The following is a 25,496-nucleotide window of genomic DNA, read 5'->3' as shown; positions in this document are numbered from 1 at the left end:
GTATTATTGTGCAATATATTATCATACAAAGCAGCAACGTAAATTGGAGCAAATAATCAAATGCGGTTAAAAAGCTTTTTTTTAAAACTTTTAATATTTACGCTATTACCCTTTACGGGAGCTTATGCTGATATTCCTTACGAGGTGGTTTATCTGAAAAACTACAGCGCGCCGGATGGTTTGCTTAGTTCGCGTGTTCATTACATGATGCAGGATAGCAAGGGCTTTATCTGGATTGCGACGGATAAGGGTGTAAGCAGATTTGATGGGCAGCATTTCAAAAATTTCACTTCGGCTGATGGGTTGGAAAGTAACGAATGTTTCCGGATAGCTGAAGACAAATACCACCGCATTTTTTTTTACTGTAATAACTACCGTTTTTGCTATTACGAAAATGGGGTAATCCACAAACTTGATCCACAGCAAAAAATATGGGTATTACCTTTTGGCAATTTCTTTTTTAACCGTTACAATGAGCTTTGTGTAAATTATGCGCTTAGTACAAAAGTTTATCATTTTGCACAGTTGAAATCAACACCGCATGTCATAAAAAATTTAGTTGGAAATATTTACGGTGCCGGTGGAGAAGAGTTTCAGTTATCTCAAAACGACCTCGATATGCTCGAAAAAGACCTTTCGGATGGAGAGTTAAATTATTCTACTGCAAAAAATAATATCAAACCCTACAGGTTAGCTTTGCAGCAAGATCATTTACTATTGATAACCAAAGAGTGGGTGCAGGCTTACCAGGTAAACAGAAGTGGCATCATTCCGTTAAACAAAGTCCGCTTTGAAGGTAACGTTACTTCTGTTTATCCAACCGGTAAAGATATTGTTGCCGTTACAACTGTAAAACAGGGAACATACATCATTAACTATCTTACCGGCGAACGTAGAAATTATCTCAGGAATAACATTACCACCGCTACTGTAATCGACAGGGAAAATAACATTTGGTTTGGCAGTTACGATAGAGGCTTTTTTTTAAGTACCAATCCCGAAGTAAGTGTTATTAACAACGAAAGCGGCTTGGCCAATGAGGACGTTCTGAAACTTGGTATAGCGGGCGGTTACCTTTTTACGGGGCACGTTTTAAGTGTAATTAATTACATGAAGCTTGGTACAAAATCAAGGCAGCCGATAGGTAGTTTGACTATAAAGCAGGATAGGTCTGATTTTAACCGCATTACCAGCCTTGTTGCCATTCCGGGTAACAGGCTAATGGTTGGCACTGATAACGGGATATTCGGATTGGATGTTTCCAATAATAATCCAGCTTCGTGGCATCCCGAAAAGTATTTTTTTGGCCCCATAAAAGGAATTGCCTGGCAACCGGAAAATTTGTGTTTTATATCACAAAACTCGGTGCTTACAATGGCAAACCGATTTGAACGCGGGCAAGGATATTCATTTGAAAATTCGCAGGGATATGCATTTGAAAATTTGCGTCTCACATCAATTACCTGTTATAAAAATGACATCCTGGTAGGATCGCTTTACGGACTGTACAGGCTTACGCCCAATTCAAATAGTGAACCCTATGTAAAAATACTGAGTAAAGAGGGTGTGAACGTCGTTAAATGCCTTGCATCAAATGAAGCGGCCTGCGCTATAGGTACCGAGTCTCAAGGCGTTTTTTTGATGACTGATAAAAAGGTTATTCAATTTAATGCACCTGCTATTTCTTCTGGTGATATCCGCAAATTGGTATGGACAGACGATAATACGTTATGGGCTTGTACGGCTAAAGGTGTAAGTGTTATCAGCTTTGGTAATAATTATCGAAATTACAGGGTTAGTTTGCTTAATACCAGTAATGGCCTTCCGTCGGATAACGTAGCCGATGTTGCTCGGTATGATCATGATTATTATATAGCAACAGATCAGGGAATAGCAGTTACGCAAAATTTAGGCAACACCAATTTGCCCAAGCCGGTAATAATTGATGACAGGTCAGCCAACCAAGAAAGTAGCTTTATGTATGGCAAGCCCATTATATTTAATTGTGTGGCGCTGTCATACAAAAGCATGGGGAAAATACAATATCGTTTCCGGCTAAAGGGAGTTGATAAAAACTGGAGCGTGGCGCCCTCCGGCGAAAAACGGTTTGATTTGTTACCACCGGGGCATTATGAACTGGAAGCGGTTGCTGCCGACAGGTTTAATCAATTGAGCCGAACGCTTGTTTTCCGGTTTGATGTGATGCCTTTGTGGTACCAGCAATTATGGTTACAGGTTATGGCAGTTTTTGCTTCGATAATTGTGGTTTTCCTGGTGGTACGCAAGTATTACCTGTCTATTATCGGTTTGCAGAAAAAAGACTACGAGAACGCCCTCGCTCTGCAACGCGAACGCCAGCGCATCAGCAGCGAGGTACATGATGACCTGGGTGCGAGTATTTCGGGTATTAAGCTCCGAACCGAATTGTTAAGTAAAAGAGTGGCCGATCAGCCAGCTTCTAAAGAGATTGACGCTATTCATGAGGCCATAACGGATATATCAACCCAAATGAGGCTGATTATATGGAGCCTTGATCCGGAAAACGACGACGTGAGCAATCTTGTTAATTTTATTCATAAGCAGGCAGTCAGGCTTTTTGAATATAGCGATATCCGCCTGCATGAAAGCCTGCCGCCGGTTGAAGAAGATAACATCACCATTAGCGGGGAGAAGAGAAGGCAGATTTATTTACTTGTTAAGGAAGGGTTAAATAACATTATTAAACATTCAAACGCTCAAAACGCCTTTTTAACCATCAGCCTGAACAAGAAAAAGCTGTATGTTACTATTGGGGATGATGGCAGGGGTTTTGACCTGGATTCCCGGAAACTTGAAACCATGGGTATCCGTAATATTTATGCGCGTGCCAGGCGCTTAAATGCTGATCTGAAAATTGATACCGGCCCCGGAGAAGGAACATTTATCAGCCTTAAATTACACGTTTAATACCACTTAATAGGTATAACGGAAGCCATGATAATTTAGGATATTAGCGAGCTTTATTGATCAGAGAATATGCTCCGGATAGCTTTAATAGAGGATAACTTACATTTCAGGCGAGGTCTGGAACAAATTATTCATGATATGAGTGGTGTAAGTTTGATCGCATCGTACAGTAATGCCGAGGCCGCTTTAAAAAAAATAAACCAGTTTAAACCCGATGTTTTTATAGTTGATATAAACCTTGAAGGGATGACGGGCATTGAGTTTGTACGCCGGGCCAAACCCTTGCTGCCTGGTACCGAGTTTTTGATGTGTACCATTAATGATGACAATACCAACATTTTTGAATCGTTAAAAAGCGGCGCCACCGGCTATGTGCTCAAAGAATCATCGGCTGATGAGATTAAAAACGCGATCATTGAAATCGCGGCGGGCGGATCGCCGATGAGCGCCTACATTTCGCGACGGGTGATCGCCTCGTTTAATGAAAACGCCGCGGTGAAACCAACCGCTACCACAGCCTCCGGAAATTTGACCGAACGGGAGGTGGAGGTGCTTAACTACCTGGCCCGGGGCCTGCAGTATAAAGAAATTGCAGATAGGCTTGCAATTACAACAGGCACAGTAAAAAAACATATCCGTAATACCTATATCAAACTACAGGTACAAAATAAAGTTGAAGCCATCAACAAATTCAGGGCATTTTAATATACCACTTTTTCAGTATTGCGGGGGATAAGGGTTAAGGCTACTTTTGTATTGTAAGGAGCTGAAAAAGAAAAGTTTTAAATAGCAGCTATTATGGCCCTTTACAACCTAAACCTTATCATTTTTAATTGTGCTGGCTTGTTATGACATGAGCCTTGTTTTAAAGGCTCATGCCGTAGCTGCCGCATGTGTGCAAACCTTTGCAAGCGCGGCTACCTAAATGCAATTGATGTAGCTTCGATAACATTTACATAAGGCATTTATAATTCAGTACAAGAATGATTTGGTAATCATCGTCCCTTTGCCTGATTAAACAGAGAATTGATTCGTCATTTAAAGCATCCCTTGAATTTATATAAATCTGATCATCAAAATAACACTGTGTTGTTATGCATGCTGATAAAAGCCTATATTTGGGTTTAACAGATTTAAACTAAACATTAAGCCACCATGATGTTTGTATAAGTAATTGTGCAGTATCAACCGGAATAACACCATGGCCCCCGAACAACTACACATCGCTAACGATGCCGAACTGTTATTGCTTTTAAGCGATGGCAACAAGTCTGCTTTTGATGCCTTGTATAACAAGTACTGGAAACAGGTTTATAATGCGGCCTACAAAAGGCTTAACGATACCGGGCGTGCCAGGGATATCACACAGGATGTTTTTGTACAGCTTTGGACAAGGGGATCAAAATCGCCCATCAATAATCTTCCGGCCTACCTGTTGGTGGCCGCACGCAACGGGGTGTTTAAATACATTGAAAAGGAATCGAGGTATGCCGAGCTGCCTGAAGCAGCCCATGAAATTGAAAGCCCGCTTGGCCGGGCAGACGCTAATGTACTGCACGATGAATTTTTAAAAGCGTTTAATGATCTGATTGAAACACTCCCCCCGCAACAGCGACTTATATTCAATTTGCGCTTCAATGAAGGCCTTTCGAGCCAGGAAATTGCAGATCAATTGCAAATTTCGCCAAAAACAGTACGTAACCAGATGGGTAAAGCGCTCGCTACCCTTCGCAAATCACTTTTTTTACTTCATATCCTCCTTTATTTTTATCAAAAAATTTGATAAAACGTTTTTTCATTCATTTAAATTGAATATTTTCATTCTTTAAGCTATTATGTTGCCGGATTTTTATCCGTAAGCTTTCGGGAATATATTTTTATTAAAAAAATGTAAAAATATTTTAAACTGACGTGGGCTATTTTCTTTTTGCCGACTCATGTATATATAAAAGATGTAAATGGACGAGGCAAGTAAGGCATATTTTAAGATACTATTAGCTAAATACAGGGTAGGAGAAGCATCTGGTGAAGAAATTAAGTTCCTGGAGGCATATTATAATCTGTTCGACCTGACAGAAGACCTTATTACCGAAGAGAACGAACCCGGTTATTTGCCTTTGAAAGAAGCCATGAAGGCGAACATTGATGAGGAGATAGCGCGATACGGAAAAAAGCCCGTCCCTATCTCGTCAAAACGTAGCTGGGCAAAGTACGCGATGGCAGCCTCAATACTGTTATTTATTTCGGTTGGCGCTATCTATTTTTTCCGTAACGGCCACAAACCCGGTAACATTATTGCCAATAACTATAACGGCATTAAACCCGGCGGCAACAAAGCTACGCTAACCCTTGGTAATGGTAAAACCATTGTGCTTGATAATACAAACAGCGGGCAAATTGCGCAGCAAGCCGGTGTGCTGATCTCCAAAACGGGCAACGGCGAAATTGTATACCAGGCCGCCCAATCGTCAGGCGATGTACTTCAAAATACAATCAGCACACCCAAGGGGGGGCAATACAAGGTGATTTTGCCCGATGGTACCAACGTTTGGCTTAACGCGGCATCATCATTAACCTATCCAACTGTTTTTAAAGGTGCCGAAAGATTGGTTACCCTTACCGGAGAAGGTTATTTTGAGGTTGCAAAAAACAAGGCAATACCTTTCAGGGTACGTTCGTCCGGGCAAACTGTAGAAGTTTTGGGAACCCATTTCAATATCAACGCTTATGCCGACGAAGCCGCGGTTAAAACCACCTTGCTGGAAGGTTCGGTTAAAGTGAGTTCGCAGGCTGGCACGGCGGTAATTGTGCCGGGGCAGCAGGCACAGCTAAGTAGTAACGGCGTTCATTTGCAGGAGGTGGATACCGAAAAGGAAGTGGCCTGGAAAAACGGCGTGTTCTCATTTGCAGATGAGGACCTGCGTACCGTGATGAGGCAAATTAGCCGGTGGTATGATATAGATGTGGTTTACGCCGGAAAAATTCCGGATGAGAAGTTTTTTGGCGAGATCTCGCGCAGCAGCAACCTTAACGAAATTTTCAAAATACTGGAGCTAAACAATATCAGGTTCGAGGTGGATGGGAAAACGGTAAAAGTATCCTGCAGCAAGTAACACACTGATTGAAAATATTATCCCTAAACTTTAAACATAAAAACAAAACAAAAACTAATTAACTAATTGCGGGCACTTAAAGAAAACTACATGGAGAAACAAATACACTAAATCTCAAAACCAACCCTAATTAAAAAGCGACAAAAAATAACCGGAAGCCTCTCACCGCTTCCGGTTGCAAAAAGGTCGCGCAGCGCAAGAAGTTAAAGGCCTGGGCTGCATTTTATTAACCCAATCTTATTCAAAAGTATGAAATTAACTTTTCTTTACAACGCCGTATGCGCAATACGGAGAGTAAAGTACAAATGCTTATTAGTATTGAAACTCACCACTTTTTTGCTGCTTGTTGGTGTAATGCATTTATCGGCAGCGAGTTATTCACAAACTGTTACCATTTCGAGAAAAAATGCAACCCTCGAAGCCATTTTCAAGGATATCAAACAGCAAACCGGTTTTTTATTTTTTTACAGCGAAAAAATAAATGTAACAGGCAAAACTCAGGATATCGACCTGAAAAATGTATCACTTGCCGATGCTCTCAACTCGTGCCTTAAAAACTATGAACTTACCTACACCATAGTAAATAAAACCATAGTAATACGCAATAAAGTGCCTGAGGAGGGGCCGGCACAGCCAGGTGCAAAAAAGATAGAAGTAAGCGGCACCGTGGCCGACTCGGTAAACGCTAAAAATACCCTTCCCGGTGTAAGTATCACACTAAAAAAGAATAAAACCTTTTTGGGTCAAACCAATGGCGAAGGCGCTTTCAGGATCACTGTTGATGAAGGCGATGTGATTGTATTCAGCTATATAGGCTATAACAGTAAAGAGGTAAAAATTACCGATGGCAAGCCGTTATACATCAGGCTTGGTCAAAAAACAAATAATATTAATGATGTGGTTGTTACAGGCTACCAGGTAATTAAAAAGGACAACTACACCGGTAGTGCCGTAGTGGTAAAAGGCGAAGATTTGAAACGTGTTAACCCTAACAACCTGGTACAAAGTTTGGCTACATTCGATCCTTCTTTCCGCATTGATCCGAACAACATTTTAGGCTCCGACCCTAACGCCCTACCAAAAATAAATGTAAGGGGATCAACCTCCTTACCATCCATCAACGGCGACCTTATAGATCGTAATAACCTTTCAAGCACTTATAACCTGCCGGTTTTCATGCTGGACGGTTTCGCTGTATCGCTGCAAAAAGTCACTGACCTTGATATCAACCGGATAGCCAGTGTCACCATATTGAAGGATGCTGCGGCAACGGCTGTCTACGGTTCGAGGGCGGCAAACGGCGTTATTGTTATCACCACCAAAGCCCCGCAACCCGGTAAACTGCAATTAACATACAATTATGAACTGACGGCCACAGCGCCCGACCTTACAGATTACCACGTGTTAAATGCAGCCCAAAAACTGGAATACGAAAAACTCGCTGGTTTATATAATGCCGCGAACACCGCAGCCTACAACCAGGATCAGCTCGATCAACAATATTACAGCAAGCTAAAAAATGTGGTAAGCGGTATTGACACCTATTGGCTGTCACAACCCTTGCGCAATGCATTTGGTCATAAGCACTCGTTGTATGCAGAAGGTGGCGACTCTACCTTCAGGTACGGTATAGCCGGGCGTTACCAAACCCAACCGGGGGTAATGAAGGGTTCAACCCGTAACCGTTACAGCGGCGGCGTTACATTTAATTATAGCCCAACCCGTAACATCGTATTCAGAAACGAGCTCACCATAACCCAGGTTGATGGCGTTAACTCTAAATATGGTGATTTTTACAACTATGTTGCCATGAACCCGTATTATCCTATCCGCGATGCCAACGGTAATTATATCCGCGAGGTAGCCAACTGGAAGGTTGATACCCATCAAAATGAAGAGGGATCGGGTGGGCAGTTCCGTAATGAGCCGGTACTTAATCCGCTTTACGAGGCCAGCCTGGGTAATTTTGATAAAAATGCCTACCTCGAGGTTTTGGATAACTTTTCAATCGATTGGAAAATTGCACCCTCGTTAAGGCTCATCAGTCTTATCAGTTTAAATGATAATAAAACCTCCTTTGATAAGTTTGTGTCTCCATTTAGTAACGTTTTTTACTACGATCCCACGGTTGAAGCCAATAACAGGGGCAGCTATGATTATACCCAGGTTAGTTCGCTTGCCCTTGACGGTAACTTAAGGCTCGTTTACAATAAGCAATTGGGTAATAACTCAATCAATGCGGTTTTGGGTTCAAACATCACATCAAGCAAAACAGATTCAAAAGGTTTCCAGGCGCGTGGTTTTTCGAATGACAGGTTTACCAACATCGGGTTCGCCCGTACCTATACTCCTAACGCTGCACCAACGGGGGATGTAACTAACTCGCGCCTGTTAGGATCGTTTTTTACAGGTAATTATGCCTATAAAGACAGGTATCTGGTTGATGCCACCTTCCGTTTAGATGGTTCATCGGCATTTGGTAAAAACCAGCGTTTCGCGCCGTTTTGGTCGGGAGGTTTAGGTTGGAACGTTCACCGCGAAGAGTTTGTGAAAAGGCAGTTTCCGGCCATTTCGAGGTTTAAAGTTACCGCTACTACAGGTTTAACCGGATCGGTTGATTTTCCGACAGACCTGGCAAACACCATTTACACTTACCAAACTTCCAACTGGTATTCAACCGGGATAGGCGCACTGGTACGTAATTATGGTAACGAAAATCTTAAATGGCAAAAAACAACCAACTATGATCTGGGCCTGGATATTGGTTTGTTTAATGACCGGGTATTATTTAACCCGCGCTATTATTACAAGCTAACAAAGGGCTTGGTTAGCGATATCAACCTTGCACCTTCAACCGGTTTTACTACTTACAAAGAAAACCTGGGCAACATGAGTAACAAAGGTTACGAATTGTTTGTAACCGTTAACGCTTACAAATCAAAAGATCTTAATATCAACATTAACGCTAACCTTGCCCATAACCGCAACACCGTTGTGAAAATTTCTGACGCCCTGAAAAGTTATAATTACAGGGTTGATACCACACAGGCTAATGCCAAAAATAAACTTGGTGGTACACCGCTGCTGAGGTATAAAGAAGGCTTATCGTTAAATACCTGGTGGGGAGTAAAATCGTTAGGTATTGATCCGCAAAACGGTAAGGAGATCTATGTTAAAAAAGATGGTACGCTAACTTATGTGTATGATATTAACGATACCCAACCCATTGGCGATGCTACCCCTAAAGCGGAAGGCTTTTTTGGCAGTAGTGTTACTTATAAGCAATTTTTGTTCAGCTTTAGCTTTCACTATAAGTTTGGCGGCCAAACCTATAACCAAACTTTGGTTGACAGGGTTGAAAATGCCGATCCCCGCTTTAATGTTGACCGGCGCGCGCTGGAGCAACGCTGGATAAAACCGGGCGATGTTACTTTTTATAAAAATATAGCCGACCTGGGGCAATCATACGCTACCTCGCGCTTTATACAGAAGGAAAATCTCATCGAATTGCAATCACTTTATCTCTCGTACGATTTAAAAAGAGCTGTAGCTAGGAAAATAGGTTTCCAGTCATTACGCGCGGCGCTAACGGCCAACGATATTTTCAGGGCATCAACCATCGAGGTTGAAAGAGGGATTGAATATCCATACGCCCGCAGTTTAACCCTTTCGTTACAGGCAACATTTTAACAATTACTGAAATGAAGAAATATATATATACAATAATCACACTGCTCGCCTTTACATCGTGTAATAAGTTTCTGGATGTAAAGCCGCAGTCGCAGATTGATAAAGAAGAGCTTTTTAAAACTGAGCAGGGTTTCCGGGAAGCCCTTAACGGGGTGTATACTTATTGCGCAAGTTCATCATTATATGGAGGTAACCTTACTTTTGGCAAGCTTGACATACTGGCCCAGAACTATACGTTCACCGATCCGATAGCGCAAAGCGTAGCCAATTTCGACTATACCCAACTCTCCACCGTTAACAATATCAATGATATATGGGCATCATGCTATCGCGGTATAGCCAACTGTAACTATATCCTGGCTGCTATTGATAAACAAAAAAGTGTTTTTACCGATAATAATTATAAACTGATTAAGGGCGAAACACTGGCCTTAAGGGCGTACCTGCATTTTGACGCATTGCGGATGTTTGCCCCATCGTACAAAAATGGGCCGAAATTAAAAGGCATCCCTTTTATAACCAGGGTTGATACAAAGAGTACCCCGTTTTCAACTGTTTCGGTGGTAATTGACAGTTTGCTTGCTGATTTGAATACGGCTAAAACACTGCTTAAAACCAGCGATCCTATTATATCGTCGGGCTATGTGATTGGTTACCCCACAACAGTTGGCGCTACCGAAACCACCAATGCAGATATCTTTTTACAAAACAGGCGCCACAGGCTTAATTACTATGCCGTTTGCGGTGAGCTTGCACGTGTATACCTGTACAAAAACGATAACGTGAATGCGCTGGCCAATGCAGAGGAGGTAATTAAAACAAACAAATTTCCCTTTACCAAACAAGAAGATTTTTTTCAGACCGATGTTAGTAAAAAAGACCGCATATTTTATCCGGAGTTGATAGCCGCATGGTTTATTGACAACAAGGACAACAATGCCAGCCTTAAATCACTTTTTTATAGCACCAATCCGCAATACCGGGGTACGGTTGACCAGGTTAATGATATTTACGAAAAAGGGCAGGCCGGCGCTGAAGATTGGAGGCTAAAACAGTGGTTTTTAGCTACAACCAATCCATTGGGCGGGCAGGATATTGCCGTACTGCAGAAATACATTAAAAATTTAGATCCGGTAACCAACCTGCACCCGCTGGTTGCTCCGGCCATCCGCCTAAGCGAGATGTATTACATCGCATCAGAAGCAAGTTATGATACCAACCCGGCCCAGGCGCTTACTTATTTCAATACCATACGCCTGCACCGCGGTATAGGCAGCGCAGTAAACGCCGTTGCCAGTAAAGACGAACTGCTTGACCTGCTGCTGAAAGATGCCCGCAAGGAGTTTTATGGTGAAAGCCAGGTGTTTTTTATGTATAAGCGCCTTAACCACGCGGTTACCGTATCGGCAACGCAAACCAAAGCGCCTTCAAATCAAATTTTTGTATTCCCTATTCCTGTTGATGAGCAGGCTTACCAGGGCAGTTAATATAACGTGTAATGAAAAGAGATCTATTAGTAGTAATTCTTGTTTGCACCGTGATATTCGGTTGCAAAAAGGTTGATAAGATGTATTACAGCAGCGAAAAGGATAACATCTACATGAACTATGGTAACGCCGATAACTTCGGTCCGGATAGTTTGGTTTTTTCCTTTGCCTATAACCCGGCTATCGATAAGGATACCGTTTGGATCCCGGTAATCATATCGGGTAAAACCGCCAGCCACGACAGGAAGTTTGCGCTTAATGTGGTTGATGCAAACACTACGGCCACCCGTATTATCCACTATGAGCCGCTTAAATCATCCTATATTATGCCTGCCGATTCGGGCACTACGCACGTGCCGGTTATTATCAAAAATATCGATACCGGGCTGGTAAATAAATCCGTAACGTTAACCGTAAGGGTATCGGGCGGCGAAGATTTTGCCAGCAATTTGCCAACGAATATCCGCACCAAGAGGATCATTTTTTCCAACAGGCTTGAAGAGCCCTATTGGTGGCATTTCTGGCTGGGGCAGTATAGCCGTACCAAACACCAGTTGTTCCTGATCTCATCGGGTGCTACCGAACTCATCGACCCTACCAAGCCGGATGCTTACCTGCAAATTCCGCGTACGCTATACTATGTAGCCAACATGCGCGAGTTTTTAACCTATCCCTTTGATTGGGTGAAAAACAACCCGGCTAAAGGATATGTACTGGCCCCCCGCAATGATGGTACAGGCGATTATGATTTTTACAATACCAGTTCGCCCGGCAAAAAGTATTACCTCAAATACTTCAAAAGTGCAGGCAGGTATGTATTTATTGACGAGAGCGGGAACCAGATCCAGGTATAAATTACAGTAAAACTAAAATCATGAAATTAAGATCAGCTTTATTATACATACTGTTTGCCCTGCTTATCTGCTCCTGCAAAAAGGACCTCGGCAACTATAAATACAATGCCCCCTCCGAGCCTGTTCTCGATGGCTTTGACGGCTCAACCGTTGATGCGCTGGTGGGCGATACGCTTACAGTGCGCCCATACGTGTACCTCCAGGGAGCCAACCCTGCAAAAGACCTTACGTTTGACTGGGATATTTTTGTAGACGAAGAAGCCCGTGCAGATCATTACACCGGTTACCCGCTAAAAATAGTTTACAACCTTGCACCTAAATTGCGGACAGCCAAGCTTACCATAACCGATAACCGTAACCAGATCAAGTATTTTTATTCATTCAAGATACAGGGCGGTACACAATTTTCGGCGGGTACTGCTGTGTTGAGCGTACAGGACGGCATTACTAAACTCTCGTTTGTAAAAGCCGACAACAAAACCGTACTAAGTGACCTTTATTACGCCTTGCATAAAGAAAACCTGCCCGAAAATCCGGTACAGTTATTCCCCAAGCCTGTTACTTATAATGCCGGTTCGGTTGAAGATTACTGGGTTATTTGCCACGATCCTAAAAAGAATAGTGTAATTATTGATGGCAGCACCATGCTACGAAAAAAATATTTTCAGGATCAGTTTTTTAACGCCCCTGCAACCATCAGCACCGATTATTTTGAGGCATCGGCCGGTACTCCAACCGGTGTTATTAATGGTAAACTTTATCTGAGTATTGTATCAACTGCGCCATTCGCACCCGATTTTGGCAAGTTTTCAAACTCGCAGCCCGGACAGTATACCTTGTCTCCGTTTTTCATACGTACACCGGCATTTTTCTTTGGGTACGATCCGGTTGCCAAAGCGTTTATTTCGTTTGATAGCGGCGGTAACTATATGGGCAGCGATTACAAGGTATCAGGCGTAGGATTTAATCCTACAAAAATTAACCTGGGTAACCTGCTGTTTATGCAGGCGGTGCCAAGTATTTCGTACGCGTTTTTTGAAGGCGCTGAGGGCGATAACAACATTTACGAATTGTCATTTAGTGTTGATATGATGGACTACCAAAACCGCACCGTAAAAGCCATCTACAAACGCGTATTTAAAGGCAGCTCATTGATTAAGCCTGATACTAAATGGCAAAAATCGGCGGTGGATGTATTCTACTTTACATCAAACGATAAAATTTACCGATACAACCCGGTTAACGAAGAGCTACGCGCATTGGATGCCGACTTTGGCGGCAAAAAGGTAACCATGATAAAGCTGAGTACAACTACCGAGGGTGATGTGCTTACCGCCGGTGTAGATGGCAGCCTGATGTTGCTTGATGTAAGCGTGGGTAAAAATGGCAATATCACTAAAGTAATCACAGGCATCCCCGGCTCGCCGGTTGATATAGTGACCCGGAAAAACTAATAAAGAAATTATCATGAAATTATTGAAGCATATAACTTGTTTGCTGGGGGTATTTGTGATAGCCTCGGCCTTATCATGTAAAAAATCAAAAAAGGATGAGGGCACGGATACCGATAAGGGGCCGAAGCCTGCAACCGAGCAAAAAGAACACTGGCTTGACCACAGCATGAACCTAACATTAGCTTATTACGACCAGGAGGTTGCTGTTTATAAAGACGATGCCATCGACGCCAATATCACCTGGCCTTACAAACTCATGTCAGACACGTGGAAGTACTCGAAAAAAACTTACGGACAAATGGGCGATGATCCCCGTTTGTATGTCGTGCTGCATGGTGGAGCCTTTGGGATGATTGGTCAGCCGGTTTATTATTTTGATACCGATGGCGATCACCGTAACATAGTTGACCTAAGCACAACCGATTGGAACAACTTCATTTTCCCGGAGCCGGCACTGATCCACGAAACGTGCCACGTAGTTGAAAGTGTAACCAATGGCATAAAGGGGTCGCCCGCTTTTGAGATCTGGGGCGACAGCAAATGGCAGGATATTTTTATCTATGATGTTTATCGCGCCCTTGGTATGAAAGATAAGGTGGATGCCTGGTACAATTGGTACATCACCAACCAGGTTGACTATCCGCGCAAAGGCACCTATTGGTTCAGGGACTGGTGGCTACCCATCTACAACAAATACGGCGAAAGCGCGGTGCTGAACAGGTTTTTTGTAGAGCTGTCAAAAAACTTCCCTACACACACGCTTTTAAAATGGAAAGAGTATGATCGCCGGATGAACCTGGGCGAGTTTGTACATTTTTGGAGTGGCGCTGCAGGTGTTAACCTTAAACCATTGGCCACAAAAGCCTGGGGCTGGACGGATGAATGCGAGCAGCAGTTTAAACAGGCCCGGATTGATTTTCCCAACGTGAGATATACTGATTAACTGATTGGATAAAGCGATGGTTATCAATAGTTTTAATACTGTTGTTTAGCCGCCGCTTTGCCTTGAAATAATCAGGGTGTTTGTTGATTGGTTCATTTTTAATTATTTGATAATTGATAGCATGAAGAATTTAAAACATACAATAGGGGTATTGAGCATGGCAATACTGGCATTATTCAGCGCCTGTAAAAAGGATACGAAAGACACCACGCCGGTAAAAGCCGATGGCACCCCTCCGGCAACCATGAAAGAAAGATGGTTGGACAGGAACAATGTACTTACGCGTACTTTTTACGATGACGAGATAGCGGTTTACGTTGCCGACGATGCGGATTCGACCGTTAAATGGTGGCGGCCTACTATGAACAAGGTGTGGAAATACACTAAGGAAAACTATGGTTACTTTGGCGAGTTTAAACAGCTTAATATAGCAGTACATGGTACACAATACATCCCGGGCGGCTATTTTATGGGGCAGCCGGTGGGCTATACCGATCCGGTGGCCGGCCACAAAAACGTAATTGAAATTGATGCGGCCAACTGGAACGACCCGATTATGATAGCGGTAATGACTCACGAGATAGGGCACATTGTTGAAGGTTCATCAGACAGGGTGCAGGGTTCGCCATCGTTTAATACCTGGGGGGACAGCAAGTGGCAGGATATTTTTATTTATGATGTTTTCCTGGGCCTGAAAATGGATAAGGAAGCCGCCGCGTGGTATGATCAGTACCAGGCCGATGTGGTAAAATACCCGCGTCCCGGCACACAGTGGTTCAAAAACTGGTGGATACCCATTTATACTCAACATGGCAAAACGGCCATGCTTGTAAAATACTTTAAACTGCTTGCGGATAACTTCCCCAAAGCAAAAAACAGCAATGGTTACGATGAGTTTACCCGCAGTATGAACATGGGCGAATTTATCCATTTCTGGAGCGGTGCGGCCGGTGTTGATTTGAAGGCACAGGCAACAATTGCTTTTGGCTGGACAATGGAATGGGAACAACAACTTAAAAACGCTAAGGAGGATTTTCCTAACGTGAAGTATTAAAGAGTTGCGCATGCGGGAGACGCGTAATCACATCTCCCGCGTGCAGGTTTAGTCTTTATCAAGCCGGCTTATTTCCAGCAGATGAATCCAAAGAAAAATCTTTATCAACATAAATAACAAAATATACGCCCGGATTATCAATTTAACTTTTACAGCCCGGTTTATTGCCATATTGAGAAGAAATAAACCCGGCGCTAAAAAGTCGTAACGCCCGGCATACAACTAAGATGAAAATATGCGGAACCGGCAGCATCCTTTTGCGAGTAGGGGTGTTGCCATTGGTTCCGCGAAATGATGCACAGCAATATACAAGCATCACTACCATTAAAAAACTCATAATAATGAAATTAAAATTAGCAGCGCTGGCTGCCTTGTTGCCCATAGCGGCATCGGCCCAGAAAACAAACTTCAGTATCACCGGTCATATCGGCAAGCTGGATAAACCCGCCAAAGTTTACATCGATTATATGGACAACGGCACCAGTCACGAAGATTCGAGCGCGGTGGTAAACGGCGAGTTCAAAATAACCGGCACTGTGGCAGGCATCACCACCAGCCGCATGGCTTTTGACCATACAGGCAAGGGCAAGCAGCACGCCATATATGCGCCCAATGCTGATGTGGTTTATATTTACTTTGGTAAAGAGAACATGGTGTACACCTCGGCCGATTCGCTGGTGAACGCTAAAGTTACCGGATCAAAGGTTTATGATGAGTTTGAGGCTTACAACAAGCAGATTGGCGGCACCATTATGGCGTTAACCAAAGCGGTTAACGCCGAGTTTAACGCGGCCACCCCCGAGCAGCAAAAAGATACTGCTTTCGTAAAGGCGGTTGATGCGCGTTACCGTAAAAGCATAGCCGCCCGTAACGAAAAACAGTTTCAGTTTGCCAAAAATAACCCAAACTCGTACTTCGCGCTGGTAGCCTTGTCCGAGTCGGCGGGTACCCATGTTGATGTGGATAAGATTAACCCTGTATTTAAGGCATTAAACCCTTCCTTACGCGCTACCGATATGGGCAAAGAACTGGAGCAGCGCATAGCGGCGGGCGGTATTACGGCCATAGGTAAACAGGCACCCGCGTTTACCCAAAACGACGTGAATGGCAAGCCGGTTTCGCTGGCCGATTTAAAGGGTAAATATGTACTGGTTGAGTTTTGGGCCAGTTGGTGCGCCCCCTGCCGCGCGGGTAACCCGAACCTGGTAAAGCAATATAAATTGTATAAGGACAAAGGCTTTGAGATCATTTCGGTTTCGTTGGATAATGTAAAAGATAAATGGGTAGACGCCATTGCTAAAGACGGCCTGCCCTGGATCCAGGTATCCGATTTGAAAGGCTGGAACAATGCTGTGGGGCGTTTATACGGTGTAAGGGCGGTGCCGCAAAGCTTTTTGCTGGATAAAGACGGCAAGATCATTGGCAATACCCTGCGTGATGAAACTTTGAACGCCAAACTGGCCGAGATTTTTAATTAAGCGGATATGAAGAAAATAGTTTCGGCCTTATTGCTTTGCCTCGCTTTTAGCGTAGCGGTTTTTGGAAAGGTTAGTGCAGGCGGTAAGATAGCCCTCAAAGTTTTGTATGTAGGCTATGATCCCGCAAAGCCCAAACCCGAAAAGATTACCTATTACAGCACAGCGGCAGGTGCGGTAGATGAGGCCTGGAAAACCCGAATGGCTGATTTTAAGGCGTTTTTAGAAACCCGGTTTGATAAGGTAGAGGTGGTTGATGTGCGGGATTACAACGCGGCCATGTCTGATAAGGTAGATGTAACTATTGCCGATGCCGGGCCGATCAACCTGCCTGCCAATTTTGACAGGCCAATTGTTTTACTGCATCAGCTGGCGCCGGATGTAGGTTTACCCATCGGGTTGAAGTTTGATTGGTATTGCCAGTGCCTGGAGGATGACGCGCTGAACATCAAAACCGGTCACCCGATATTCAATACACCTATAAAAGTTAACCTGACGTTGGTTAACAGGCCCACCCCCCAATCCTTTTTTAACGGCTACCAGGCGGCAACCACACCCAAAGAGATGCCGATGTGGAAAGTGATTAAGGAAGAACCATCTGCAAAAAACAAATACATTATAGGCATGGTGGCCCACGGCGAAGGTTTTAACGATTCGCCGGATGCCGAAGCCATCAGCGGCGGTGTTTGTTTAAAGAATGCTGAGGCGGTAGCGATGGGCAGGCACGGTAACTATTTTATGTGGGGATTTTCGGGTTCGCCCAATCACATGACGGACGAGGCCAACAATGTATTTGTAAACACTATTTGCTACATCAAAAAGTTCGACCACCAGCGGCCGATCATGAAAAAGGTACAGATAGAAAACCGTGAATGGGTGAACGAAATGATCTATCGGAGTGATAGAGCCTTGTACGAGAAAACGCTGATAGCCCGCAAGGAGGGCAACGCCCGCCTGCTAAAAATGCAGCAGGAACTGAAAGACCGTAAAGCTAAAGGTGAAGACATTGGCAAAGCTAACGAGGCCTTTTTAATGATGCCTGTAACCGATGCCACGCAAAGTTTTGATGACTACCTGAAAGGCTGGACCGGCACTGATATGTACAACAGGTTTGGTACCGATGTGGAGGCTTACCATAAGTACTACAAGGATAACCTTGAATATTTTTACCCGGTAGATGCTTATTCACTGCAGGTTGATGAGGATGCGAAAAAGCTCGGCATCTCTAACCGTAAAGTCGAACTGCTTGAAAAGTGTATCTTCCTGCTCGAAAAAGGGGAGGATGCAGCCTTAGCCCAAAGGGTTTTGGAACGTTATACTATCGACAAATTTACCTCGGCTAAGGAGTGGCGCGATTGGCTAACCAAAAACAAACCGAACCTGTACTACACCGAAGCCGGCGGTTTTAAGTTTATGGTGAACACCTATAAAACCGAAACGGCAGCTGTAGCTCCGGCTTCAGCCGGGAATATTAAAACCGCAAACACGTTGACGGTACCCACCCGCGCCGATCCGGTTATGGTTACGGCTAATCTGGTGGATTTGGGCGGTGGAAAAAAGCAGGTGGTTGTTAACGCCGATATTTTGCAGGGCTGGCATATTTACGCTTATGTGCCTAAAGACAGCCCCTTTATTGTTACCGAACCGGTTATCGAATTGCCTAAAGGCGTTAAAAATACCGCATGGAAAAGCTCGGCCGGTGTGCCGTTTACAGGTGGCGAGGGCATGTTTGTATGGGAAGATAAAGCCACATTTAAAACCGAGATCAATGCGAAATCGCTCAAGAAAGGTATGGTTATTAAATGCGGGCTTTACTACCAGGTATGCGATAACAACAAATGCTTTCCGCCAAAGCGGAAAATGGTTGAATTACAGATTTTATAGGTAATCGACATGAAAAAAACGTTTTTAATGCTTCTTATTTTAGCGGTGTTGGTGGTAAAAGGGCAACATGCGCTCGCGCTGATACCTAAGCAGATTGATACCGTACAGACCAACCCAAACCTGATTGTAGGGAAAGCATTGCCTGCTTTTACCTTACGAGGTGCTGACGGCAGGTCGGTTAAATCTTCAGCAATAAAGGGCAGGGTAGTGCTTATTGATTTTTGGGCGTCGTGGTGTGTGCCCTGTCGTGCAGCCATTCCGCACCTGAAAGACCTTTACAGTCAATATCATCAAAGCGGTTTTGAAATACTCAGTGTCTCTATCTATCAAAACAGCAAAGCCTGGAAAAACGCCATGTTGAAGGAAGCTATGCCCTGGCAGCAGACCATTGATAAGTACGAAGCAGGGCAGGATGCATCGGTAATGATGAACTTGTTAGGTATCCAGTCGGTACCATTTGCAATTTTGCTGGATAATGAGGGTAAATTGATTTTGATAAATCCTGAAGCCCGAAGTATAGATGATTATTTGAGGAAGACCTTTACTAAATAAGGTGATTATCACCTATTACAAAGAAGCTCGTTGGGGCAATATTTTCAGTTTAATTAGTTTAATTTGCTTGAAGGGCCGGTTTAACACCGGCTCTTTTTTAAATTAGCGCAATCCTAACCCGATAAACAAAAAATGAAACACATAAAAAGTACTATTTTACTGGCCAGCGTAGGTATTGCGCTTAGCTGGTCGTTTACCGCTGCGCCTATCTGGGCACAGGTAGCTAAACCGAAAGTTGTAAAAACTGCGGCGGCCGAAAAGAATTTGCCGCTTGATCCGGCTGTGCGCACCGGTAAATTGCCTAACGGTTTTACTTATTACATCAGGCATAACGAAGAACCTAAAAAGCGTGTTACCTTTTACCTGGCCAATAAAGTTGGTTCGGTGCTGGAAGATGATACCCAGCGTGGCCTTGCCCACTTTATGGAGCACATGAGCTTTAACGGCACCAAAAACTTCCCCAAAAACGAGCTGGTGAACTACCTGCAGAAATCGGGCGTACGTTTTGGGGCCGATTTAAATGCCTATACCTCTTTTGACGAAACCGTATACCAGTTGCCCTTACCATCCGACAACCCGGATATCCTGAAAAACGGCATCCAGATTATGCGCGACTGGGCTCAGGATGCTACCCTGGATGTTACGGAGATTAATAAAGAACGGGGTGTTGTATTGGAAGAAAAACGTTTGGGTAAAGGCGCGCAGGAGCGTATGCAGCGCCAATATTTGCCTACCATATTAAACCATTCACGTTATTCGCTGCGTTTACCTATCGGTACCGATGAAGTGTTGAATAATTTTAAACCGGAAACCATCAGGAAGTTTTACCACGACTGGTACCGCCCCGATCTGCAGGCTTTAATTGTGGTAGGCGATATTGACGTAAACCAGATGGAGAAAACCATCAAAGCCAAATTCAGCGACCTGAAAAACCCTGTGGGCGAAAAACCGCGCACCAAATACACCGTGCCTTTGCTTGGCCAGAACCAGTTTTTAGCCGTTACTGATAAGGAAATGACGGTAACCGTGGCACAGGTAATGATGAAGCAACCGGCCGCTAAACTGCATACCGCTGCCGATTACCGCGATAATATTGTTCGGGGCTTATTTAACCGGATGACAGGCGCCCGTTACGCCGAGATCATGCGCCAGGCTAACCCGCCATACTTACAGGGCGGCGCCGAAGTGAGCGATTTTTTAGGCGGGCTGGATAACTATGGCCTTTATGCGGTAGCCAAACCCGGCGAACTGGAAAACGGCTTCAAAGCCGCGTGGCGCGAAACTGAAAGGATCAGGCGTTTCGGGTTTACCCAAACCGAACTTGACCGTGCCAAACAGGCTTACCTGAGCGATATGGAAGCATCGCTGAAAGAAAAGAACAAAACCAACTCGGATAGTTATGTGAACGAGTACCTGCAATACTTTTTAAAAGGAACAGCGGCTCCGGGCATCAGTTATGAGTATGAACTTGTTAAAAACGACCTGCCAGGCGTAACCCTTGCCGAGGTAAATGCCGTAAGTAAATCATCCATCAAAAACACCAACCGCGATGTGCTGCTGCTTGCTCCTGAAAAAGATAAAGCTACCCTGCCATCAGAGGCTACCGTTAATGGCTGGATCAAAGCGGTTGAAGGCGAGGACCTGAAGCCTTATAATGATGAGGTGAGTAAACAACCGTTGTTGGCGAACGCGCCGGTTGCAGGCAAAATAACCGCCGAAACTAAAGATGCCGCTTTGGGCATCACTACGCTTACCTTAAGCAACGGTGTAAAAGTGGTGTTGAAACCAACCGATTTTAAGGACAACGAAATCCTGTTCAGCGCTTCTGCTCCAGGCGGCACTTCGCTTTATAGCGATGCTGATTACCAGTCGGCAGCCAATGCTTCAGGCATGATCGAATCATTTGGGGTGGGTAATTATAATCCTACACAACTGGAAAAATATTTATCAGGCAAACAATTGAGCGTGAGCCCGTTTATCAGCGAGCGTACGCAAGGTGTAGGCGGTAATTCGACGCCTAAAGACCTTGAGACCGCTTTTGAACTGATTTATGGTTATTTAACCGAGCCCCGTAAAGATGCCGACCTGTTCCAGGGCATCATTACCCGCTCAAAAGCGAGTTTGGCCAATAGGGGTAATGATCCTAACGCGGTATTTCAGGATACTTTGAGCGCGGTTTTGGGTAACCACAACATCCGCCGCACGGGGCCAAGCATCGCCAAAATCGAGCAGATCAATTTGGATAGGGAGTATGCCATCTATAAAGAGCGTTTCGCCGATGCGTCGGGTATGACATTTACTTTTGTAGGTAATATTGATGTCGAAAAAATTAAGCCGCTGATCGAAAAATATATCGCTTCGCTGCCATCCAAAAACCTTGGCGAACAGGCTAAAGATTTAGGGATCCACATCCCTGAAGGACAAATCACCAAAAATGTTTACAAAGGTTCGGAACCGAAAGCTACCGTTGACATGATCTGGTCCGGCCCGTTTGAATACAGCGCAGCGGAAAAGATCCAACTTGATGCTTTAAAAGAGTGCCTGGAGATTCGCCTGATTGAACGTTTAAGGGAAGACGAGAGCGGCGTATACTCGCCTGGAGCCTTCGCCAATAGCAGTAAATTCCCTACATCGCGATACTCGATGTTTGTGTATTTTGGCTGCGACCCTAAAAATGCAGATAAACTGGTGGTCTCCACTTTAGATGAGATCAATAAGCTGAAAACCAATGGTCCTACGCAGGTGAACATTGACAAATGGCGCGCGGAAAGCATCCGCACCCGCGAAACCAGCGTACGTACCAACGGTTTCTGGTTAGGTTACATCAGCGGGCAGATCAACGATAAGGAAGATCTACACCAACTGGATAACTATACTAAAGAGCTAAACAGCGTAACCATTGAAAGCGTAAAAGCAACCGCCCAAAAATACCTGAGCGGTAAAAACTTTATCCGCATGCAGTTACTGCCCGAGGCAAAGTAGTAATGAATTTAATAAACAGCAACGGCCCCTATTAGGGGCCGTTGCTGTTTAAATCTTCTTTAGCAATCAATACTGCATCCCATACCGGCGTAAAAAAATTGAACCTTTATCAGTGGGCCTTTCCAAAAATCTTTTCTCCGGCAAAAATTGCCACATCCAGATTATTTTCGTCGGGCGGTTTAGGGCATGAGTAGCCGGTAGCAAAGGCGCAGTATGGGTTGTAAGCCTTATTAAAATCAATCACAATAGTGCCGTATTTAATGTCTTTGGTAGTGAGGTCGATGTAGCGGCCGCCACCGTAAGTTTCTTTGCCGTTGGTATCATCGTTAAAAGGCAAAAACAGGTAATTGCCGAATGCCGGGTTTGCCGATAGGGCTATGCTCTTATATAAGGTTAGCTGCAAGGGTTTATCTTTTAAAGTAAACGAAAGCAGGGCATAACGCACATATTGTTGAGCCGAACCATCAAAAGCAGGAATGACAAACGGGGTTTGATTGGTCAGCAATTCGGCTTTAGCGGTTACACGGTAAGTGCTGTCGGCATCATAAAAACGAAGGTATTTTAAATCTTCCTGTTTTAAAGGAGAATGCGGGTCTTTCAAAAAATCGTCCATATAGCCTTTACGGAATTCGGCTATCTGGGCTTTGTGATTTTGGGCGTAACTGCCGCCATTAATGATTAAGAGCAGGACAAGTAGGGTAAGGTATTTCATTCAAAACTATTTTGGTTTAAAGGTAGTGGATTAGGTGTTTTCTTACAACTGTTCAATTTAATGGGTTGGTTAATGCATGCTGCACGTTACTTAGCTAAGTGGTATCCTTGCTTATTATACATTGTGCATTGCTTTAGCATGCTGATAGGCCTCGCCAATCAATTGCTTTAACACCGCGATATCCACGTTAGCCAATTTAACAATATGCGTACACCCACCGCTTTGCTTGTGCCTGCCAAGCTTTTGTAATATCTGTTCCTTGTTATCAAAGCCCGTAAGGTAAAGTGTAAGTGAACTTTTACGGGGCGAAAAAGCGATCAGTGGGGCGTCACCTTCGCGGCCGCTTTCGTATTTATAATGGTAGCTGCCAAAACCCACAATGGCTGGTCCCCACATTTTGGCCGGTAGGCCGCTTGCTTCCTGCATCAGCTCAATAAGCGTAAAACTATCGGCACGCTGTGTTTCATCGGCAATTGTGTAAATAAAATTGGCTACGCTTGCTTCGGTTTCGGTGGTTTTGTTGGTGTTTTTAGCCATGGTTTAAGGTTGTTAAAGTGGTTAAGTTTTCGCCTTTTACCAGCGGTAATAATGTTGAAAGAGTTTTTTAGAAGTGTTGATCTAAATTAGCGAAAATATTGCCGTTTGCCGTTATTTTGCGTTCCGCATCCTGATCAATGAAAATTGTAATGTTGAATTTTTAACGATATCCGCTATTGCAGCTAAAGAAGGTGTAAACCGAAACTCTACATCCCGGTTTAAAAGCGTCTCCATGATGTTATCAATTACCATAACAGCTAACGGCACAACCGGCTTGTAAGAAATATAATATCCCGCGCATTTATCTATCAATACAAAATCGTCCGATGCGAATTCATAACAGTAAAGTATAGTTTGTTTAATGCGTTCATACCATCCGCTTTCAGTTATAATTACATGACGGGCTTTATTGCCTCCTAAAAACCGTTGCCTGTCTTCATCGCTTGTTTCCGGTCCGGCATAAAACGTAACCCGCGGGCAATCCCTCGGCAGCAAATAGTTATGCAGCAAATCTTCGCTGATAGCGAAAACAACATCACCGGTAATGTTGTCAAAGTATGATGGCGAGGGGTGGGGATTGAATATACTGATGCCGGGTTGTTCGCTGATATGGAAGAGTTTGGGGTGGGATGAATGCATGTTCAAATCTATGCTTTTCCTGTAGAGCCGCATCACATGTGGCTTTCGCATGCAAATTACGTTGCGGTATGTGATTGAGCGTGGAGGCTTGTCCTGAGAGAGGGATTGATGCGTTTCTGCAAAAACTACCGTTTATGCGTTTTCCTGTACCGGGATGGCGACATACCGATGAGTTTGGTAAACAACCTCGAAAAATAATAAGGGTCATCAAAACCCAGGTCGGAGCAGATCTCCTTGATGCTTCTATCAGTAAAATATAAATACTGGCACGAAGACTGGATCTTCAGCAAATTAAAATAATTGATGGGTGAGGAGCCGGTTTTCTGCTTAAACAAGCGCAAATAATGCGAGGCCGATATGCCTTGCTGTCTGGCCAAATGCATTACCTCAAATTTTTTGTCGAGGTGTTTTTTCATATAGGCTATGGAGTTGCTCACAAAATCATTGTCATAGTCAACCGGGTTAGTTTGCTTATAATATACCAGTGAGGAGATAAAACTGAGCAGGTTAATGTTCACGATCTCCATTTCCTTTTCGTGATAACTGTGTTCCAGAACGGCGTACATCTGCTCATAAAGTTTAATGCGGTTGCTGTCATAAGGTACGGATTGCACTACCGGTTGTCCATTATCCAGGGAACGCTCATAGATCAATTGCGAATTTAAGCCGCTGAAATGCACCCAGTAAATACTCCAGGGGTTAGTTTCGGAGCTTTTGTAACGGTGCGCTATGTTACGGGGTATAATAAAAAAGGTATTGGGCTTTAAAATATGGTTTTCATCGTTCAGATAAACATAACCTTCTCCATCAATGCAATAAAGCAGGATGTATTCGCTGCTGCCCGAGCGGCGCTCACGGTCGTGGTAAGCGGCTTTGGGGTAATAGCCGATAGCCGTCAGGTAAAAACCGTTGATCAGGGCGTTATTGGTGATCTGTTTTTTGATGTTTGGGGGCAATACGATCATTTTTTGACCGATAAAGCCCTCTTTGATCTTCTTTTTAGGTTCGGCTGTCATGCTTATTGCTTCGTGAATTAACCGGCGCTTAAAGGTATCTGTTTTTTTGCCGGAAGCAAGTCTTGAGTTATTTTAATTAATGATAGTATTATCCATTATTTTTTAAAATTTATCCATTTTTTAAACAACGGTTTCATAGTAGGTTTGCTAAAACCAAT

Annotated in this window: 18 protein-coding genes; 14 read left to right on the top strand and 4 right to left on the bottom strand. The window is 43.9% G+C overall.

The window, feature by feature from the left end; genetic code table 11:
* The first annotated feature begins 60 nt into the window (after window positions 1–60).
* The 14 genes from LX99_RS04795 (at window position 61) to LX99_RS04730 (ending at window position 22,434) form a co-directional block, all read left to right on the top strand.
* A complete protein-coding gene (locus LX99_RS04795) occupies window positions 61–2,946 on the top strand; it encodes a sensor histidine kinase (protein WP_109606798.1) in 2,886 nt (961 codons plus the stop codon).
* 69 nt (window positions 2,947–3,015) lie between these two features.
* Complete coding sequence (locus LX99_RS04790) at window positions 3,016–3,651, top strand: response regulator (RefSeq protein ID WP_109606797.1); 636 nt, start codon at window positions 3,016–3,018, stop codon at window positions 3,649–3,651.
* Window positions 3,652–4,147: 496 nt separating this feature from the next.
* Entirely contained in the window at window positions 4,148–4,729 is a 582-nt protein-coding gene (locus LX99_RS04785; protein WP_109606796.1) for an RNA polymerase sigma factor, read from the top strand.
* 175 nt (window positions 4,730–4,904) lie between these two features.
* Complete coding sequence (locus tag LX99_RS04780) at window positions 4,905–6,059, top strand: FecR family protein (protein ID WP_109606795.1); 1,155 nt, start codon at window positions 4,905–4,907, stop codon at window positions 6,057–6,059.
* A gap of 249 nt (window positions 6,060–6,308) precedes the next feature.
* The gene (locus tag LX99_RS04775; RefSeq protein WP_109606794.1) at window positions 6,309–9,749 is read left to right on the top strand and encodes a SusC/RagA family TonB-linked outer membrane protein; all 3,441 of its coding nucleotides are present in this window, start codon (window positions 6,309–6,311) and stop codon (window positions 9,747–9,749) included.
* An 11-nt stretch (window positions 9,750–9,760) separates the two neighbouring features.
* Window positions 9,761–11,236 carry a RagB/SusD family nutrient uptake outer membrane protein gene (locus LX99_RS04770; protein WP_109606793.1) on the top strand — a complete coding sequence of 492 codons (1,476 nt, stop codon included), beginning with the start codon at window positions 9,761–9,763 and terminating at the stop codon, window positions 11,234–11,236.
* Window positions 11,237–11,247: 11 nt separating this feature from the next.
* Window positions 11,248–12,090, top strand: a complete 843-nt coding sequence (locus tag LX99_RS04765) for a DUF4843 domain-containing protein (protein WP_109606792.1) — start codon at window positions 11,248–11,250, stop codon at window positions 12,088–12,090.
* 20 nt (window positions 12,091–12,110) lie between these two features.
* Window positions 12,111–13,544: a PKD-like family lipoprotein gene (locus LX99_RS04760; protein WP_109606791.1), complete on the top strand. Its 1,434-nt coding sequence runs from the start codon at window positions 12,111–12,113 to the stop codon at window positions 13,542–13,544.
* Window positions 13,545–13,557: 13 nt separating this feature from the next.
* Window positions 13,558–14,487: a hypothetical protein gene (locus LX99_RS04755; protein WP_109606790.1), complete on the top strand. Its 930-nt coding sequence runs from the start codon at window positions 13,558–13,560 to the stop codon at window positions 14,485–14,487.
* A 121-nt stretch (window positions 14,488–14,608) separates the two neighbouring features.
* On the top strand, window positions 14,609–15,541 hold the full coding sequence (locus tag LX99_RS04750) for a hypothetical protein (RefSeq protein WP_146203063.1): 933 nt from the start codon (window positions 14,609–14,611) through the stop codon (window positions 15,539–15,541).
* Between the two features lie 341 nt (window positions 15,542–15,882).
* On the top strand, window positions 15,883–17,019 hold the full coding sequence (locus LX99_RS04745; RefSeq protein ID WP_109606962.1) for a TlpA disulfide reductase family protein: 1,137 nt from the start codon (window positions 15,883–15,885) through the stop codon (window positions 17,017–17,019).
* A 6-nt stretch (window positions 17,020–17,025) separates the two neighbouring features.
* The gene (locus LX99_RS04740) at window positions 17,026–18,900 is read left to right on the top strand and encodes a protein-disulfide reductase DsbD domain-containing protein (protein ID WP_109606788.1); all 1,875 of its coding nucleotides are present in this window, start codon (window positions 17,026–17,028) and stop codon (window positions 18,898–18,900) included.
* Between the two features lie 9 nt (window positions 18,901–18,909).
* A complete protein-coding gene (locus LX99_RS04735; protein WP_109606787.1) occupies window positions 18,910–19,452 on the top strand; it encodes a TlpA family protein disulfide reductase in 543 nt (180 codons plus the stop codon).
* A 132-nt stretch (window positions 19,453–19,584) separates the two neighbouring features.
* Complete coding sequence (locus LX99_RS04730) at window positions 19,585–22,434, top strand: M16 family metallopeptidase (protein WP_109606786.1); 2,850 nt, start codon at window positions 19,585–19,587, stop codon at window positions 22,432–22,434.
* Between the two features lie 109 nt (window positions 22,435–22,543).
* On the opposite strand, the gene LX99_RS04725 is transcribed toward LX99_RS04730, so the two are convergent.
* From LX99_RS04725 to LX99_RS04710, 4 genes are all read right to left on the bottom strand, one after another.
* Window positions 22,544–23,146: a DUF1684 domain-containing protein gene (locus LX99_RS04725; RefSeq protein ID WP_109606785.1), complete on the bottom strand. Its 603-nt coding sequence runs from the start codon at window positions 23,144–23,146 to the stop codon at window positions 22,544–22,546.
* 114 nt (window positions 23,147–23,260) lie between these two features.
* Complete coding sequence (locus tag LX99_RS04720; RefSeq protein WP_109606784.1) at window positions 23,261–23,683, bottom strand: DUF1801 domain-containing protein; 423 nt, start codon at window positions 23,681–23,683, stop codon at window positions 23,261–23,263.
* A gap of 111 nt (window positions 23,684–23,794) precedes the next feature.
* Window positions 23,795–24,322: a DUF6886 family protein gene (locus LX99_RS04715; protein ID WP_146203062.1), complete on the bottom strand. Its 528-nt coding sequence runs from the start codon at window positions 24,320–24,322 to the stop codon at window positions 23,795–23,797.
* Between the two features lie 125 nt (window positions 24,323–24,447).
* On the bottom strand, window positions 24,448–25,338 hold the full coding sequence (locus LX99_RS04710) for an AraC family transcriptional regulator (RefSeq protein ID WP_109606782.1): 891 nt from the start codon (window positions 25,336–25,338) through the stop codon (window positions 24,448–24,450).
* Window positions 25,339–25,496: the final 158 nt, after the last annotated feature.

This window comes from Mucilaginibacter oryzae (genome assembly GCF_003148845.1).
In the GTDB taxonomy this organism is placed as follows: Bacteria; Bacteroidota; Bacteroidia; order Sphingobacteriales; family Sphingobacteriaceae; genus Mucilaginibacter; species Mucilaginibacter oryzae.
This window is presented reverse-complemented; position numbering and strand designations above follow the sequence as displayed.